Annotated in this window: 11 protein-coding genes; 10 read left to right on the top strand and 1 reads right to left on the bottom strand. The window is 67.6% G+C overall.

The window, feature by feature from the left end:
- The first annotated feature begins 35 nt into the window (after positions 1 to 35).
- The 10 genes from rnr (at position 36) to GQ464_RS15790 (ending at position 14,137) form a co-directional block, all read left to right on the top strand.
- Positions 36 to 2,162, top strand: a complete 2,127-nt coding sequence (gene rnr, locus GQ464_RS15835) for a ribonuclease R (RefSeq protein ID WP_228350359.1) — start codon at positions 36 to 38, stop codon at positions 2,160 to 2,162.
- Positions 2,163 to 2,335: 173 nt separating this feature from the next.
- Complete coding sequence (gene purH / locus GQ464_RS15830; RefSeq protein WP_166977105.1) at positions 2,336 to 3,931, top strand: bifunctional phosphoribosylaminoimidazolecarboxamide formyltransferase/IMP cyclohydrolase; 1,596 nt, start codon at positions 2,336 to 2,338, stop codon at positions 3,929 to 3,931.
- Positions 3,932 to 4,153: 222 nt separating this feature from the next.
- On the top strand, positions 4,154 to 5,164 hold the full coding sequence (locus tag GQ464_RS15825) for a rod shape-determining protein (RefSeq protein ID WP_166977103.1): 1,011 nt from the start codon (positions 4,154 to 4,156) through the stop codon (positions 5,162 to 5,164).
- Positions 5,165 to 5,245: 81 nt separating this feature from the next.
- Positions 5,246 to 6,070: a rod shape-determining protein MreC gene (gene mreC / locus GQ464_RS15820; RefSeq protein ID WP_228350358.1), complete on the top strand. Its 825-nt coding sequence runs from the start codon at positions 5,246 to 5,248 to the stop codon at positions 6,068 to 6,070.
- 305 nt (positions 6,071 to 6,375) lie between these two features.
- Positions 6,376 to 6,963, top strand: coding sequence for an ATP-dependent protease subunit HslV (hslV, locus tag GQ464_RS15815; protein WP_228350357.1), 588 nt, complete (start codon positions 6,376 to 6,378; stop codon positions 6,961 to 6,963).
- Positions 6,964 to 7,165: 202 nt separating this feature from the next.
- Complete coding sequence (locus tag GQ464_RS15810) at positions 7,166 to 8,236, top strand: NYN domain-containing protein (protein WP_166977101.1); 1,071 nt, start codon at positions 7,166 to 7,168, stop codon at positions 8,234 to 8,236.
- A gap of 208 nt (positions 8,237 to 8,444) precedes the next feature.
- The gene (hslU, locus tag GQ464_RS15805) at positions 8,445 to 9,860 is read left to right on the top strand and encodes an ATP-dependent protease ATPase subunit HslU (RefSeq protein ID WP_279308424.1); all 1,416 of its coding nucleotides are present in this window, start codon (positions 8,445 to 8,447) and stop codon (positions 9,858 to 9,860) included.
- Positions 9,861 to 9,974: 114 nt separating this feature from the next.
- Positions 9,975 to 10,949: a GNAT family N-acetyltransferase gene (locus GQ464_RS15800; RefSeq protein ID WP_166977099.1), complete on the top strand. Its 975-nt coding sequence runs from the start codon at positions 9,975 to 9,977 to the stop codon at positions 10,947 to 10,949.
- 80 nt (positions 10,950 to 11,029) lie between these two features.
- Positions 11,030 to 12,643: a DUF6798 domain-containing protein gene (locus GQ464_RS15795; RefSeq protein WP_166977097.1), complete on the top strand. Its 1,614-nt coding sequence runs from the start codon at positions 11,030 to 11,032 to the stop codon at positions 12,641 to 12,643.
- Between the two features lie 3 nt (positions 12,644 to 12,646).
- Entirely contained in the window at positions 12,647 to 14,137 is a 1,491-nt protein-coding gene (locus GQ464_RS15790) for a lipopolysaccharide biosynthesis protein (RefSeq protein ID WP_166977095.1), read from the top strand.
- On the opposite strand, the gene GQ464_RS15785 is transcribed toward GQ464_RS15790, so the two are convergent.
- Positions 14,134 to 16,722, bottom strand: coding sequence for a cation:proton antiporter domain-containing protein (locus GQ464_RS15785; protein WP_166977093.1), 2,589 nt, complete (start codon positions 16,720 to 16,722; stop codon positions 14,134 to 14,136). The genes GQ464_RS15790 and GQ464_RS15785 overlap by 4 nt on opposite strands.
- Positions 16,723 to 16,729 lie beyond the last annotated feature (7 nt).

The following is a 16,729-nucleotide window of genomic DNA, read 5'->3' as shown; positions in this document are numbered from 1 at the left end:
CCGGTAAGAAGACCCGGAAGGCCTCCCGGCAAGCCGTGCAAACCGTCAAGGCGCCTCCCACCCGCCAGGAGATGCGCCGGGCGATCCTGCGCCTGCTGCGGAACAACGGCGACAAGGCCTACCGGCCGAAAGAGATCGCCCGTCACCTCGGCTACACGGACAACGACACGTACAACCTGTTCCGGGAAACCCTCTCCGACCTGGCCACACAGCACCTCGTCGGCCGCGAGAAGGGCAACCGGTACACGTTCCGTCCCCGGCCGAAGCAGCTGGAAGGCACGCTGAGCGTGCATCCCCGGGGCTTCGGCTTCGTCACCGTGGAAGGTCATGCGGAAGACTACTTCATCCCCGCCCACCGCATGGGCACGGCGCTGGACGGCGACCGGGTGCGCATCGGCCTGGCCGCCCGGCGGCGGGGAGACCTCAAGCGCGAGGCGGAGGTGCTCGAGGTGCTCGAACGCCGGCGCACCCAGACCGTCGGCACCTTTTTCCGGCAGGGCCACTTCGCCCTCGTCCGGCCCGACGACATCCGCCTCGTGCACGACATCTACGTGCCGCGCGAAGCCTTCCACGGCGCCCGCGACGGCGACAAGGTCCTCGTCTCCATCGACCTGTTCGATGACCCGCACGCCCGCCCCGAGGGCCGCGTCCTCCAGATCATCGGCCGGGCCGACGACCCGAACGTGCGCGTGCTGGCCCTGGCCCTCAGCATGGACGTGCGCACCGACTTCCCGAAGGCCGTGCTCGACGAGGCCGCTGCCCTCTCCGACCGCATCCCCCGCGCCGAAGTCGCGCGGCGGCTGGACCTGCGCAAGAAGCGCATCTTCACCATCGACCCGGAAGACGCCAAGGACTTCGACGACGCCATCCACATCGAAAAGCTCGAAAACGGCAACTACGAGGTGGGCGTCCACATCGCCGACGTGAGCCACTACGTGCGCCCCGGCTCGGCCCTCGACGAGGAAGCCTTCCGGCGCAGCACGAGCGTCTACCTGGTGGACCGCGTCGTCCCCATGCTGCCGGAGAAGCTCTCCAACGGCGTCTGCTCGCTCCGTCCCGAGGAGGACAAGCTCACCTTCTCCTGCATCATGGAGGTCACGCCGCGCGGCAAGGTGGTTCGCTACCGCATCCGCGAGAGCCTCATCCATTCCCGGCAACGGTTCACCTACGAGGAGGCCCAGGCCATCATCGAAGGCCGTAACCGCAACCATCCGCTGGCCGGCGACGTGCGCCTGGCCAACCGCCTCGCGCAAACCCTCACCCGAAAGCGCCTGGCCGCCGGCTCCATCGACTTCGACCTGCCCGAGGTGCGGGTGATCCTCGACGAGGCCGGGCATCCGGTACGCATCGTCCGAAAAGAACGCATGGCCGCCAACCGCCTCATCGAAGAGTTCATGCTCCTGGCCAACCGCACCGTGGCCGAACACATCGGCAAACGCAAACAGGCACCCCCCTTCGTCTACCGCGTCCACGACCAGCCGGACGCCGAGAAGATCAGCCAGCTGGCCGCCTACATCCGGGCCTTCGGGCTGCGGCTCGACGTGAAAGACGGGCGGGTGAACCCGAAACAGCTCAACGCGCTGCTCCAGGACGTCAAAGACACGCCCCAGGAACCCGTGATCGAAGAAGCGGCCCTCCGGGCCATGGCCAAGGCCAAATACAGCACGGAAAACATCGGGCATTTCGGCCTGGGCTTCCCCTACTACACCCACTTCACGAGCCCGATCCGGCGCTACCCGGACCTGATGGTGCACCGGCTCCTGAAAGCCTATGCGGCCGGGGAGAAAAAACCGGACGTGGCGGAACTGCAGGCCCGGTGCGAACACGCTTCCGAGCGCGAACGCGCCGCCGTCGAGGCCGAACGCGAATCGGTCAAGCTCAAGCAGGTCGAGTACATCTCCGACCATGTGGGCGAGACGTTCGACGGGGTCGTCAGCGGCGTGACCGGCTTCGGCATCTTCGTCGAACTGACCGACCTGCTGGTCGAGGGCATGGTGCACGTGCGCGACCTGGACGACGACTACTACGAATACGACGAGCGCACCTACACCCTGGTCGGCCTCTCGACCGGCACCACCTTCCGCCTGGGCGATGCGGTGCGGGTCCGCGTGGCGGCAGCCAACCTCGAAACCCGCGAGATCGATTTCGTGCTGGCGGACTGACATCGCGCACCGCGGGCCCGCCGGCAGTCCCCGGCAGCCGACCGCCCCACCCGGGCGTGCACCGGCCGCCTGATTTCTCACAAATTTGGGTGGACCTCCCGGAGCGGTGCGCTTATGTTGGGGCGCCGTTTTCGAACGCCTTGCCCCTTTTTCTCTCACCACCTGCCGCATCGATGATCCGCATCAAGGACCTGCCCCCGCCCGACGACCTCCAGCCCATCCGCCGTGCCCTGCTGTCCGTCTACGACAAGACCGGGCTCGTCGACTTCGCCCGGCGGTTGCACGGGCACGGGATCGAGCTCCTCTCGACCGGCGGCACGGCCCGGGTGCTCCGCGAGGCCGGGTTGCCGGTGCGCGACGTGTCCGAGTTGACCGGCTACCCCGAAATCCTGGACGGCCGGGTGAAGTCGCTCCATCCGGCCGTGCACGGCGGCCTGCTGGCCCGCCGCAACGACCCGGACGACCAGGCCGAGCTTGCCGGGCACGGCATCCAGCCCATCGACCTCGTCGTGGTCAACCTGTACCCGTTCGAGGCCGCCACCGCCGGCGACGACGTGTCCGACGCCGTGGCCGTCGAGCACATCGACATCGGGGGCCCGGCGATGGTGCGGGCGGCGGCGAAGAACTTCTTCTTCGTGGGCGTGGTCACCTCGCCGGAGGACTATGCCGCCGTCGCCGGCGAGCTGGAGGCCCACGGCGGCCGGCTCTCGCTGGCGACGCGGCGACGCCTGGCCCACCGGGCCTTCGCCCACACGGCGGCCTACGACCGCGCCGTGGCCGCCTACTTTGCCCGCACGGCGGCGGACCCCGCCCCCCTTCCCGCAACGCTCTCCCTCACCCTGCCGCGTGCCCAGGTGCTCCGCTACGGCGAAAACCCTCACCAGGCGGCTGCCCTCTACGGCGACCCGACCCCGTTCTTCGAACAACTGCACGGCAAAGACCTCTCCTTCAACAACCTGCTGGACCTGAACGCGGCCCTCCTCCTCATCGACGAGTTCGCCGGCGCCCCCCCGACGTGTGCCATCCTCAAGCACACCAACCCGTGCGGGGTGGCCACGGCCGAAACGCTGGCACAGGCCTACGTCCGGGCCTTCGCCACCGACCGGCAATCGCCCTTCGGCGGCATCGTCGTCGTCAACCGGCCGCTCGACCGCGCCACCGCCGAAGCCATCGACGCCGTCTTCACCGAGATCATCATCGCGCCGGACTTCGAAACGGACGTGCTCGACTTTCTCAGGCAGAAAAAGAACCGCCGGCTCATCCGCCGGCGGGCGCCGGCACGCCACGATGCGGGCCTCGACGTGCGGTCCGTGCTCGGCGGCCTGCTGGTGCAGGAGCGGGATCCGGTGCTCGAAGCCCCGGAGGCCCTGCGGGGCCGCTGCCGCGTCGTCACCGAGCGGGCACCGACCGAAACCGAATGGCGCGACCTAGACTTCGCCTGGCGCGTGGTGAAGCACGTCAAGAGCAACGCCATCGTGTACGCCCGGGACCGGGCCACCCTCGGCATCGGTGCCGGGCAGATGAGCCGGATCGACGCCTCCGAGATCGCCGTCCTGAAAGGCCGCAAGTCCGGCCTCGACTTCACCGGCGCGGTGGTTGCCTCCGACGCCTTCTTCCCCTTTGCCGACGGCCTGCTCGAAGCGGTCCGGCAGGGGGTCCGGGCCGTCATCCAGCCCGGGGGCTCCATCCGCGACGAGGAGGTCATCGCGGCGGCCAATGCCCACGACGTCGCCATGGTCTTTACGGGAAAACGCCATTTCCGGCACTAGCATCCGCCCGGGAATGTAGTATATTCCGTCCGGCGGGATCTTTTTCGCACAGAAAGACGGTAAGGCGGGGTATGGCCGGCCTTTTTTCGGTCGATACTTGCCCCGGCCGGGCGGCACGTGCCCGGGCGCTGCCGGGTCCTGCGCAATACCGGCCGAACCGGCCTGCCATCCTCATCCCGTCCCGGTTCCCGCACCGGGCTTCGCAGTATTCCTGAGACGTTCATGGGCTTCCTCAATTTTGCAACCGACGTTGCCATCGACCTGGGCACCGCGAACACGCTGATCTACATCAAGGGGCGGGGCATCGTCCTGAACGAACCGAGCATCGTGGCCGTGCACCGGAGCACGCGCAAGGTGATCGCCGTGGGGCACGAGGCCCAGCAGATGCACGAGCGCACCCACCGCGAGATCGAGACGATCCGCCCCCTGAAGGACGGGGTCATCGCCGACTTCGAGGTGGCCGAACAGCTCATCCGGCACCTGATCCGGAAAGTGCAGACGAGCTGGATCACGGCGATCCGGCGGATGGTCGTCTGCGTGCCGAGCGGGATCACCGAGGTCGAGAAACGGGCCGTCCGGGACTCGGCCGAACATGCCGGCGCCCGGCAGGTCTACCTGATCGACGAGCCGATGGCGGCGGCGATCGGGATCGGGCTGAACGTGCACGAGCCGGTGGGCAACATGATCGTCGACATCGGCGGCGGCACCACCGAGATCGCCGTCATCGCCCTCTCCGGCATCGTCATCGACGAGTCGATCCGGATCGGGGGCAACGAGCTCGACAACGCCATCGTGCAATATTTCAAGCGCAACCACAACCTGCTCATCGGGCAGCGCACGGCCGAACGGATCAAATGCGAGGTGGGCAGTGCCGTCGAGCTCGATCCCGAACTGGAGGTGTCCGTCAAGGGACGGGACCTCGTCAGCGGCATCCCGAAGGTGCGGAAGATTTCTTCAGAAGACGTGCGCGAAGCGCTTCGCGAGGGCATCAGCCAGATTGCCGCGGCGGTGATCCGGTGCCTGGAGCGCACCCCGCCGGAGCTCGGTGCCGACATCCTCGAACGCGGCATCATGCTTACCGGGGGCGGCGCGCTGCTCAAGGGGCTCGACACGCTCATCAAGGGCCGGGTCGATCTGCCCGTCTACGTGGCCGAGGACCCGCTGACCGCGGTCGTCCGGGGTACCGGGGCCGTGCTCGAAGACCCGGAAAAATACGAGAAGGTGCTCACCTGACCGGTCGGGCCGGGTTGCGGCGGGCCGCCCGGCAGGGCCCGCGGCGGCCGCTTGCCGTCCCGGGCCGGGCCTCCCGTGCCGATGTACGCCAACCTCTGGGAACGACTGCGCGACTGGGTGATCCTGTTCGTCCTGCTCGGTACCGCCGTGCTGACGATGCTGGCGCTGAACGAGCCGGTGGTGCGGGGGCTGCGGGCCCAGGCCCTGCAAATCACGGCCCGCGTGGAGCGCCTCTTCGCCTGGGCCGGCGGCTTCATCCGGGCCCTGGAGGAAAACGACCGGCTGCGGGCCGAGAACATCCGCCTCTCCAGCGAGGTCGCCCGTTCGCGGGAGGCCATCCTCGAAAACGACCGGCTGCGCCGGCTGCTCGGCCTCCGGGACACGCTCGCGTTCCCGGTCCGTGCCGTGCGCATCGTCTCGAAGGACAGCCAGCGCCGTCGCCTCCGCATCGACGCCGGCGCCGAAGACGGCGTCGCCGAAGACATGGCCGTCATCGACACACGGGGCATCCTGGGGCGGGTGCACCTGGTCGCCCCCCACTACGCGGAGGTCATGACATATCTGGACACCGACTTCCGCGTTCCGGCCCGTATCCAGCCCATCCAGGTCGACGGCATCATCCGATGGGAGGGCAAACATCCAGAACAATTGTTGATGGAGTTTGTGGTCAAGACCGAACCGGTCCGGAAGGGGCAGCGGGTGGTCACCAGCGGCTACAGCGGTATCTTCCCGGCCGGTTATCCGATCGGCGTGGTCGACTCGGTGGCCGTGCGCCCGGGCCGCAACGAATTGCTCATCTACGTGCGCCCCTATGCCGAGCTCGACGACGCCGCCTATGCCTTCGTGGTGCTGCACCGGCCCGATCCCGAACGGAGCCTCCCCCGGCCGCAGGTCGTGGGACGCTGACGCCGGTACCCGCCCCGGACCGGCACACGGGAAATTGCCAAAACGGGAATTTTTCCCATATCCCCCCGGCCCTTTTTTAGTAGCGTACTTCGTCAACGTAATCCGCCGGCGCATCAGCATGATTTTTCTCGCCGTACGGGGGTAACGTGACGCCACTCCGGCGGGAACCCGCGTGTTTTTTTTCATCGAAAAAAAGCGAACCTCCGTCGAAGAGCGCGGGTTTTATTTGTAATGACAGGTATTTTTGCAACACCCATTGCCTTGCCCACGTGAAACAGGGTCATCGTTCGATAAACCAGGCTTCCTTGACGGCACGCGCATTCCCTCCTTTTTCCCCGACCCACCTGCATGGCACGACCGTCGTCGGCGTTCGCTGGAACGGCAAGGTGGCCCTTGGTTCGGACGGACAGGCCACCCTGGGTGAGACGGTGATGAAACACCGGGCCCAGAAGGTGCGGGCCCTCCATGACGGGAAGATCCTGGCCGGCTTCGCCGGGGCCACGGCCGACGCGTTCACCCTCTTTGAACGTTTTGAAGAAAAGCTGCAACAATACGGCGGAAACGTGACCCGCTCGGCGGTGGAACTGGCCAAAGACTGGCGAACGGACCGGTTCCTGCGCCGCCTGGAAGCGTTGCTGGCGGTGGCCTCGCCGGAACGCCTGCTGCTCATCAGCGGCAACGGTGACGTCATCGAGCCGGACGACAGCATCCTGGCCATCGGCTCCGGCGGCCCCTATGCCCTGGCGGCCGCCCGGGCCATGATGAAGCACGCCGGCACCCTCAGCGCCCGCGACATCGTGGAAGAAGCCCTCCACATCGCCGCCGACATCTGCATCTATACCAACCATCACACGACCGTCCTCGAACTCGACGCCAAAGTATCCCCGACGTGACGGGCGTGCGGAGAACCCACCCCCCACCCTCCGCATCCCGGCCACCGGCCGGCAGCCTGGCCCCGCCCCGGAACACGTAACATTTTGAGGAGGGCCGACTCCAAGGAGATACGGTTTCGGAGCAACACAACAGGCCCCGGACGCGTGGTTGCCGCCCCGTCCCTACAACCTATATTCATTCACCATCTGCTCCAACAGTCCGATGCGTTACGCCAAATACGCCAATGTTCAGTCCCGTCACCAGAATCGCAGGGCCGCCATCTTTGTCGACTACGAGAACCTGTACGCCAACCTGGTCGAGCGGCTCGACGGGCGAACCCACCCGGATGCGGTCATCGCAGAGGCGATCGACGAACTCCGTCGCTACCTCCTCGAAGAGCTGCGCACCCCGACCAACCTGACGGCAGCCTTTGCCGACTTCAGCGCCCTCAGCGGCAACGGCTCTTTCATCCAGCGCACCCTCGTGCTGCAGGACGTCGAGCCGCGCTTCACGGCCAGCGCCATCCAGCCGAACGCGGCCGAGTTGCATCTCTGTACCGAGGCCCTGGAGGTGCTCCACCAGCGCGAAGACATCACCACCTTCGCCGTCGTCACCGGCGACCGGACCTACCTGCCGCTGTTGCAACACCTGAACCATTACGGGCGCACGGTGCTACTGGTCATGCTGGAGGTCCCTTCCTCCGAGGCCCTCTCCTACCTGGGGGAAGAAGCGTTCGTGGACCTGTGCAACCTGCTCAGCGAACCCACACGCCAGCAGATCCTGGGCGACCTGGCCGGCCAGAAAACACGCAACGGCCCCCTCACCCGCGAACCCCGCGAAAACATCGAATACCTGCCCGTCACCGACCCCGCCGCCCGGCGAACGCTCGAAATCATCGAAGAATACTTCGGGCAGTATGAAGAGGTCTACCTGACGCCGCTGCTGCGTAAGCTCTCCGAACTGCTCGGAGACGACGAGCACGACCCGAAATCCATCATCAACGACCTCGAAGACGCCGGCGCCGTCTGGCTCGAAAAACGACGGGGGTTCCCGTACGACTACACCGTCCTCCTCGTCGACACCGAACACCCGGACGTCCGCCAGGTCCAGCAGGAGTTCTACGAACGGCAGGAACGCCTGGCCGACGAATACCCGGAGGATGAATACCAGGAGCCGTACGACGACTACGAGGACGACTACGAAGACGACTACGAAGACTACGAGGACGACTATCCGGACCCGCCGTACGACGACTACGAAGAGCCGGAAGCCGAAAAAGCCGACCGGGAGTAACCGGCCGGAACGCGAACTTTCCCCAATGTTCGCAGAACCTCCGCGCGTTCCGCGCATTAGCAAGGAGGCGGCGACAGGCCGCCTCCTTTTTGCTTTCTGACGGGATCGCCGGGCCTCCCTGCCCTCTTCCCGGCCGTCTCGCCGCCCTCCCCGAGGCGCTTCCCGGCCCGCGCAACCCCTCCGGGCCCCACCCTTCGAGTACCACGCCATGGTTATGCATCACGAACTGACACCCCGCCAGATCGTCGCCGAGCTGGACAAGTACATCATCGGCCAGCAGGAGGCCAAAAAGAGCGTGGCCATTGCCCTGCGCAACCGCTGGCGACGGCTCAACGCGCCCGAAGAAATGCGCGAAGAGATCGTGCCGAACAATATCATCATGATCGGCCCCACCGGCGTCGGCAAGACGGAGATCGCGCGGCGGCTGGCCCGCCTGGCCGGCGCCCCGTTCATCAAGGTCGAAGCCACCAAGTTCACCGAGGTCGGCTATGTGGGGCGCGACGTCGACAGCATGATCCGGGACCTGACCGACATCGCCGTCAACATGGTACGGGAGGAGCACACGCAGGCCGTTCAGGACCGCGCCCGCGAACTGGCCGAAGAGCGCATCCTGGACCTGCTCATCCCCCCGGCCAAGAAAACCGCCCCCGAGTACGTCTCCGGCCCCGGCTTCCTGATGCGCCCCCCCGGCGCCTCCGAAAACGACACCGGCACTCCCGACGAGGACGAAATGCGCGAGCGAACCCGCCGCAAATTCCGCGAAATGCTCCGGCGCGGCGAACTCGACGACCGGGAGGTCGAGGTCGAAATCGCCTCGGACCAGACCCCGATGCTGCAGGTCTTCGGCCCGATGGGCCTGGAAGAGATGGGCGTCAACCTGCAGGAGCTCTTCGGCAACCTGGGAGGCAAACGCCGCAAAAAGCGGCGCATGAAGATCGAAGAGGCCCGCAAGGTGCTGGCCCAGGAAGAGGCCCAGAAACTCATCGACATGGACAAGGTGACGAAAGAGGCCATCGAGCGGGTCGAGCAGTCGGGTATCGTCTTCATCGACGAGATCGACAAGGTGGCCGCACGGTCCGCCACACGCGGCGGCGGGCCGGACGTCTCCCGGGAAGGCGTCCAGCGGGACCTGCTGCCCATCGTCGAAGGATCGAGCGTGATGACCAAATACGGCATGGTGAAGACGGACCACATCCTCTTCATCGCCAGCGGCGCCTTCCACGTGGCCCGGCCCAGTGACCTGATCCCGGAGCTGCAGGGCCGCTTCCCCATCCGCGTCGAACTCAAAAGCCTGAACGAGGAAGACTTCTACAAAATCCTCACCCAGCCGAAGAACGCCCTGCTGAAACAATACCAGGCCCTCCTGGCCTCCGAAGGAGTGGACATCGCATTCACGGACGAGGCCGTGCGCGAAATCGCCCGCATCGCCGCCGAAGTCAACGAGCAGGTCGAAAACATCGGGGCGCGACGGCTGCACACGATCCTGACGACCCTGCTTGAAGACATCCTCTTCGACGTGCCGGATCGCCACACCGACGGGAAGGTCGTCGTCGACCGGGACCTCGTGCGGGAAAAGCTGCAGGCGGTGGTCGAAAACCGGGACCTGAGTCAGTACATTCTCTAGGTTCGTCCCGGCCCCCGGCCATGAGGCGGGCGTCGTTCCGGCGCAGGGCAGGCCCCCGGCGCTCGCCTCACGGCCGGGATCCTGTGCCCGAACGGGGAAGCGTGCTACGGCCCTATGCGTCAGGAACCGCACCTGCTTTCACTGGAGGACGCCGGCACGGCAGCACGGTGGCACACGCTCTGGACCTGCTCGCCGCAGCGGTGCGCCTTCGCGGCATGGCCCTATGCCCGGGCCCTGGCCGAGACGATGAACCTCGAGGCCGCCGCGCTCTTCGTCGAGGTGAACGGCACGGATGAGGCCGGGGTATTGCTTTTCCGGCGGCGGCGCGGCCCGTACCGTACGGCCGTGGTGCCGCCGTTTACGGCTTTTACCCCCCTCGTCTTTCGTCACATGCCACCGGAGGCCGCCCTGCACGCCCGCACGTCCGCCTTCGAGACGGCGCTGGCCACGCTGGAACGGCACTTCGACGGGGTGGCCCTGCACCTGCACCCGACCACGACCGACGTCCGCGTCTGCCGGTGGCGCGGCTGGTCCGTCACACCGCTGTACACGTACTGCATCCGGCTTGCCGACGAGCCCACGCTCCTGGACGGATGGTCCGCCGGCGCTCGCCGCACTTTCCGCAACCACCGGGAAGCCTACCGGCTCGAAACGGCGGAAGAGGCCGGGGTCGTGGTGCACCTGGTACAGAAGAGCCTGGCCCGCCAGGGACGCCCGCTTCCCGTCCCGCCGGCGGCGCTGGCCGGGCTCGTCACCCGCCTGCACGAGGCCGGCCTGGTGCGCCTTTTCAGCCTGCGTTCCCGCAAAGAGGGGATCCCCGAGGCGGCCGTGGCCCTGCTCCACGACGGTCGCACCGCCCACTACTGGCTCGCCGGCAGCCGCCCGGGGCCGGCCATGACCGTGCTGCTGGGGCTACTCTGGCCCCGCCTGCACCGGGAAGGGATGGTCACGTTCGACTTCGTCGGGGCCAACACCCCGTCGATTGCCGAGTTCAAGCGCCGGTTCGGCCCGCACCTGACGCCCTATTTCCGCATCGAGAAGACGCGCCCGCTCCTGCTCCGCCTTCTCGATTCATTAACAAAGATTTAAGATCGGAATCCATGGTACGAAAACTAGCGGGATCGGCCAGAGCGCCGAAGCCCCCGCTGTCTCCCCCGGCCGGTGACGCCATGCGATCCGACACCCGCAACGCCTACGCTGAGCCTGCCTTCGCCGTCCTGGGTGCCGCGTTGCTGTATTTCGTTCGCTTCGGATATGACTTCGGGCGAAGCGATCAGGACGAGTTTCTGCCATACCTGCTCAGCCGGCTGCATCCGGGGCTGCTGTCCCACGACTGGTTCGTACAGACCCAGACGGCGGGGTTCAACGTGCGCACGTACTTCGTCGGCCTGCTGGAGGGGCTGGCGAGCCTGATGCCCGTCTGGCTGGCGGTGCTGCTGGTGTACGCGGTGACGTGGTTCATGATCGCCGCGGCGGTCTATGCCCTGGCGAACGTGCTGACCGGCGACCGGCTGGCGGCGACGGCGACGGTCTTTCTGGCGCTGGTGCTGACGCCCCAGTGGACGCTCGGCGGGAACGACCTCGTCCACCGGATGCTGGTGCCGAGCATGCCGGCCTGGGGACTGGGCCTCTGGGGCACAGTGGCCCTGCTGACCCGGCGCACACGCCGGGGGGCGGCCCTCCTCGGCCTGGCGACCTGGATGCAGGCCCTCGTCGGGCTCCACCTGGCCCTGCTCCTGGGAACGGTCCTGCTGCTGCGCTGCCTGAAGGCTTCCGAGCGTGCCGAGGCCCTTCATCGCCTGCGCCGCTTCGCCGGCTTCTACGTCCTCTTCGCCGCGCCGGCCCTGTTGCCGCTTCTCTACGACCAGCTCACCGCAACCGCTTCGCCGGAGCCGGGAACACCCTCCCGCTTCTACATCCTGGCGGCTTTCCGCGCCCCGCACCACTACCTGCCGTCCTCGTTCTCCGCCCATGCCGCCGAGCGGTTCGGCCTGCTGGCCGCCGGCGGCCTGCTGGCCCTGGCCTTTCCCCCGGTACGCAAGATGCTCCGCCACCTTCCGTTCGTCGGCCTGGTGCTGGCCCTGATCGCCGTCGCGTGCAGCCTGGGCCTGCTCTTCACCGAGGCCTGGCCGGTGCTCCTCGTCACCAAGCTCCAGCTCTTCAAGACCACCGTGCTGGCCAAGGTGCTTTTCCTGATCATTCTCGGCGCCGCTGGCTCGTTGCTCCTGCCGACGGGACTGTGGAAACGAATCAGCGGCCTGCTTGCCACGCCCTGGCCGCCCCTGCTCGCCCTTGCCGGGTGGACCTTCCTGTTCGTAGGTTTGATCACCCAGAAAGAGTTCGTGCTGGCGCGGCTGCACCCGCTGGCCCACCAGGAAGAGGCCCTGGCCCAGGTGGAACGATGGGCCCGTACCCAGACCCCCGAAGAGGCCATCTTCGCCGTGCCGCCTTCGATCGACAGCTTCCGGGCGGGTGCCCGGCGCGGGATCGTCGTCAACTTCAAGGCCTACCCTTTCCGGGACGCGCTCATGGACGAATGGTACCGGCGGCTGACCGACCTGGCCCCCATCCGCCCGCCCGTGCGCGGCGGGGCGGCGGTGCTTCCCCACCTCGATGCCGCCTACGAGGGCCTGTCGGCCGACGAGCTGCGCCGCCTCGCGGGTACGTACGGCTTCACCTATGTCGTCCGGCGCACCCGCCTGCCCTGGCCGCACCGGGGCCTGGCCGAGGTCTTCCGGCACGGGACCTGGACCGTCTACCGCGTGCTCCCCGACGGTCCCTGAACCATGATGCGCCCGCTGCTCCGCACGTTAGGCCGCCTCACACGGCCCTTCACCCACCTGTTTGCCCCCGGCAGCTTTCGCACCTCGGTTCTGACCCTGCTCTCCGGCACGGCGCTGGCGCTGGCGCTGGCCTATCTGGCCCGGCCGGTGCTCACCCGGCTGTATACGCCGGCCGCCTTCGGGCTGGCAGACGTCTTCGTGGCCCTCGTCGGGATGCTGCTGCCACTGGCCTCTCTGCGCTACGAAGACGCGCTGATGCTGCCGGAAGACGACCGGGAAGCCGTTTCGGTGCTGGGCCTGTCGGCGCTGCTTACCGGCGCGTTCGTACTCGTTACCGCCGGCCTGCTGTTCTGGCGTGACGACCTGGCGGCCTGGCTGGGAGCTCCGGCACTGGCCCCCTGGCTGTGGCTCCTCCCGCCGGCCTTGCTCGCCATGCGAGCCGCCAAGCTGGCCGAGGTCTGGCTGACCCGGAACAAACGCTTTCGCCCGATCTCGGCAGGCCAGGTGACACAGACCGCCACCATGGTGCTCACCCGCATCGGGGCCGGGCTGCCGCCGTGGCGGGCCGGCGCCGGCGGCCTCATCGGCGGCTTCGTCCTCGGGCACGCAGCCGCGGCGGTAGTACTCGCAGGTGCCGTCCTCTACCGGAGCGCCCCCCTGCTTCGCAACGCACTCCGGTGGACACCGATGTGGGCGGCGGCCCGGCGCTACCGGCGCTTTCCGGCCTTCTCCATGCCTTCGGCCCTGCTCGGCGCCCTCGTCACCCGGCTGCCGTTCCTGCTGCTGCTCGCCTTCTTCGATCAGGCAGTGGTGGGCCATTTCGGCCTCGCGTTCAACGCCCTGCTCATCCCGCTGAGCCTGATCGGCGGGGCCGTCGCGCAGGTCTTTTTCGTCCATGCCGCCGAAGCCCACCGCCACGGCACCCTGCCCGACCTGACGGCCACCGTCCACCGGCGGCTCGTCATGGCCGGCCTGTTCCCGACCCTGGCCCTCCTGCTCGCGGGACCGGACGTGTTCGCCTTCGTCTTCAGCGAGGCCTGGCGCACGGCGGGTTCGTACGTGCAACGGGTGGGTCCCTGGCTCTTCCTGTCCGCCGTCGCCTCTCCCCTGACCCGCCTCTTCGACGTCCTCGAACGCCAGCGCCTCGACCTGCTCACGAGCCTGCTGATGTTCCTCGTGCTGGTCGGGGCCCTCGTCATCGGGGGGCGCAGCGGCAATGCCGGCTTCTGCCTCCTGCTCGTCGGCATCGCGGGCGGCGCGGCGCGGCTGGGCCAGTTGCTCGTCCTGCTGCGGCTCGGGGCCGTCCCGTGGCCGGCCGTCCTGCGCCCCTACGGCCGCTACCTCCTTCTCGGCCTGCCCGGCCTCGGCCTCATTGCCGCCGCGCTCCCGGCCGGGCATCCCTGGCTCACGACGCTGGCCCTCGCCGCCGGCGGGCTCACCTACGGCCTGCTCGTGCTGCGATACGACCGGCTCCTCGCCCCCGGCGCCCGTTAATTCACCGGAGTCCGCCGGCGGGCTGCCCGCCGGTGCAGGCGATCCCGCAGGGCCCGAATCCCGGCCACGTCGCCGACTATGATGATCCGGTCCCCCGTGTGGAGCTGGGTATAACCGCTGGGCGTAAACTGTTTGCCCTGTCGCTGCACCAGCGCGACGGCACAGTTCGGCGGCAGGTTCAGGTCCTCGACGTCCCGGCCGGCGAAGGCGGACGTCTCGTCGTCTTCCCGGATGGTGACGACCAGGTAGTGATCCCGGTCGAGCAGCGTCTCCTTGAGTTGAAAGGCATCCCCGGCGGCCAACCAGCGGTCCCGAAAGCCGGACTCGTCGATCCGCGAGGCCAGGTTGGCCAGGGTGCGCAGGTGCTTGCCGGGGTTGTCTTCGGGACTGACCAGGAAAAAGACGGCATAGACCTTTTCGGCATGCCCGGCCTCGCCGCCGTTCTCCTCACCGGCTCCCTCGGCCTCGTAGCGGGGCGCGTGTATGCCGTCCCGGCAGCGCACCAGCACCAGCTCGGGCTCTTCGATCTCGGGTACCCGCAGGTGCGGCAGGGCCATGCCGCGCGTCACGGGCATCCCCCCGTAGCGGGCCCCGTCGAGGAAACCACGGGCCAGCCGGGCCGCCGTCACGGGGAGCCGCTGGGCAAACAGGGCCGCCACCTCCTCCACGAGTTCCTCGAACGGAAGCGCCTCCTCCAGATCCAGTACAAAGGCCCGGGTGACCAGGTGCTCGAACGACACCTCGGCCGCCTCGGCCTGCTCCCGGATGCGCGGCGGCAGAAAGACCATCACCCGGTCCCCGGGCTGCGGGGTCACCTGCCCCTCCTCGGCGTTGACGATCAGGTTCCCGTTGCGGACCACGAAGAGCAGCACCACATCGCCGTCGTACTCGGCCTGCAGGGCTTCGAACGTCCGCTTCTCGGACAGCTCCACGACCGCCAGTTCGCCGCCCTGGTTGAAACGATCGTTCAGCATCGAAAACGTCACGTGCCCCCCGAAGAGGGGCCGGCCGCGCAGGTGCGAGGGCAGCTCGTTTCGGGGGTCGCGCAGGTTTTCGGGGCGCCCGGCCAGCTGATACACCGACGTGCTCTCGAAGACCTCGGCGAAATGCAACGCAGCCAGGGCGTTCACCTCATCGTTGGGCGTCAGCGCCAGGAAGCGCCCCATGCCGCTGAGGTCAAGTTCGTCGAGAACCGACTCCGAGAGGGCGTTCACCGGCACGGCCGGCAGATGGCCGCGCCGGGCCCGCTCGACGTTGTCGAGGTTCGAGTCGATCAGCAGCACCTTGAAGCCGAGCTCCTGCAACAGGGCGGCCATGCGCCGGGCCCAGAGGTGCGCCCCCAGCATAAGCACCCCCTGCGGGTTCGGCTCGGCCAGCCCCAGATACCGCGCCAGCGGCGAAATGGTCAGCCCGTAGACGGTCACCGTGCCGACGATCACGAGAAACACGACGGGTACCAGCCCGTCGACCTGCCCGGGATAGATGGGTTCGAGACGAAAGGCAAAGAGCGAGGCCACCGCCGCGGCCACGATCCCGCGCGGCGCCATCCAGGAAAGAAACACCTTCTCCCGCCAGTTGAGGTTGGTTCGCAGCGAGGACAGCCAGACCGCCACGGGCCGGACCACCAGAACCAGCAACCCCAGGAAGAGCAGGGCCCGCTCGTCCAGGTAGTCCAGGGCCTCCAGTTCGAGCCGGGCACTCAGGACGATGAACAGGCAGGCGATCAACAGCACCTGCAGATCCTCTTTGAACTCGGTGATCCGGCGTACCGGGACGTACTTCTGGTTCGCCATCATGATGCCCATCAGCGTCACCTCCAGCAGGCCGGATTCCTCCTGCAGCACGTTCGACAGGGCGAACGTTCCCACAACGACCATCAGGGCAATGGAGCTCTGGAGATAGTCCGGCACGAGGCGACGATGCAAGACCAGGATCAGCAGGGCCGCGCCGATGACACTGATTCCGACGCTGATGGCGATCGTCAGCAGCAACCCTTCGACGGCATGCACCGCGGCATTGCTCACCCCGCCCCCCGCTTCCACCACCGACGCCCCCTGGTTCAGCAGGAGGATGGTCTCCAGCACGAGCACGGCCAGAATCGCCCCGACCGGATCGACGGTGATGCCCTCCCACTTGGCCACCGCCCCGACCCGCCCCGAGGGGCGCACATGCCGCAACAGCGGGACGACGACCGTCGGGCCGGTGACCGTCAGGATGGCGCCGATCTGGATGGAGAGCCCCAGGTTGAAGCCGGCCACATAGTAGGCCGCCAGCCCGGCCAGCACCCACGTCACCAGCACCCCGATGGTGATCAGGTTGAACACCACCTTGCCCACCTCGCGCAGCTCGGGCAGGCGCAGGCTGAGCCCGCCCTCGAACAGGATGATACCGATCGAGAGCGAGACGAACGCAAACACCCAGTCGCTCTGCAGCGATTCCGGCGGCAGCAACCGCGTCACCGGCCCGGCCAGAAAACCGAAGACCAGCAGCAACAGGATCGACGGCAGCTTGAAGCGCCAGGCCAGCCATTGCGCGCTGATCCCGAGCACGATCACGCTTACGATGCCAATGACAATCTGCTGCATGGAGACC

This window comes from Rhodocaloribacter litoris, assembly GCF_011682235.2.
Taxonomy (GTDB): Bacteria; Bacteroidota; Rhodothermia; order Rhodothermales; family ISCAR-4553; genus Rhodocaloribacter; species Rhodocaloribacter litoris.
The sequence above is the reverse complement of the archived record's forward strand: the minus strand, read 5'-3'. Positions and strand labels throughout refer to the sequence as shown.